Source organism: Oscillibacter sp. CU971 (assembly GCF_905219725.1).
Classification (GTDB): domain Bacteria; phylum Bacillota; class Clostridia; order Oscillospirales; family Oscillospiraceae; genus Oscillibacter.
In genome coordinates this window covers 1-1156 of the sequence record NZ_CAJMXG010000553.1, presented here as the reverse complement: position 1 = coordinate 1156, position 1156 = coordinate 1, and the positions used below count along the sequence as shown (strand labels likewise).

Sequence of the window (1156 nt, the reverse complement as noted above, 5' to 3'; positions counted from 1 at the left end):
GCGGCCTCACCGTTTTCTGCTGTGCAGCCCGGCGCTTGCCGGTGTGGTCGTAGCCCATGGAGACTACCAGCAAATAGCTGTTCCCTCGTTTTCTGATACTTGCCATTTCACATTTTCCCTTCTGTCCTCAGTCCGGCTGAGGTTTCTTTTGGCAAGCACAAACATACTCTAATCCTCGACGAATAGCTACTGTTTTTGAGCGCAGGAAGAAGATTCTACGAAAGCACCAATCACGCACTCACAGAATCTCTGTCGCTGAAATCGAACATCGTCCGCGTGTACCGCGCCGCCGCTTCTCGTTTGAGCTGTAACTGTGGGTGGCAGTAGGTCCTCTCCAAGAATCCAGTGTCACCATGACCGGCCAGCTCCGCCACCGTCTGCTTGTCCACGCCGTTGTGGAGCATGGTGGACACAAAATAATGCCGGAGGGTGTGAAGGTGGAATTCTCTCGGAAATCCATTCTCGTCATAGAGCCGACGGAGGTGCCGGGAAAAAGTATCGGGGTGCATCAGTTCACCGTACTCGTTCGTGAACACATAGTCGCTCATCTCGAAGCCGCTTTCCTGCGCCTCGTACATTTTGTAGTAGCAGTAACTGCGGAGGACCGTCGTCATCTCCTCGCTAATGTAGATCGCCCGGGCTTGGCCGTTCTTGGTCGGCCCCTCCACCACGCCTTTCCCTGGGACCGAGCTGCGGGAGCGGCTGACCGTCAGGATACACTCGTCGCCGTTCATGATGAGGTCGTCCCACTTTAAGGCGCATAGCTCTCCGCGCCGACAGCCGGTGTAAATCGCCAGGGCATAAAAAGTCTTGTAGGGGTCCTCCTCGTTGGCGAGGACGTCCAGGAATCGGTGAGCTTCTGCATCCGTGGGAATCATCTGTATCCGGCGGGCCGTATCCGGCAGGTCGATCATCCGGGCGGGATTTTTTTCGATGATCTCGTTCCGCTTGGCGTCGTTCAGCACGGCGGAGACAACCGTCAAGTATTTCTGGACAGTTGCCTCTTGAATCGGTTTGCTGTGATACGTCCGTTTCCGTAGCTCTACCAGCAGATTCTCCAGAGCGATGGGCCGGAGTTTATTTAAGGAAGCACTGATTAAAGCAGGTAAAAGCCAGGCAAACAGACGAAGGTAATGGAAACGACCAATAAAGGGCC

The 1156-nt window shown here is 54.8% G+C and carries 1 protein-coding gene; it reads right to left on the bottom strand.

All coding sequences use genetic code 11. The features are described from left to right. Positions 1-230: 230 nt before the first annotated feature. Positions 231-1156 (bottom strand): site-specific integrase (locus JX325_RS17375; RefSeq protein ID WP_204792256.1); only part of this gene is annotated, 926 nt, incomplete at its 5' end.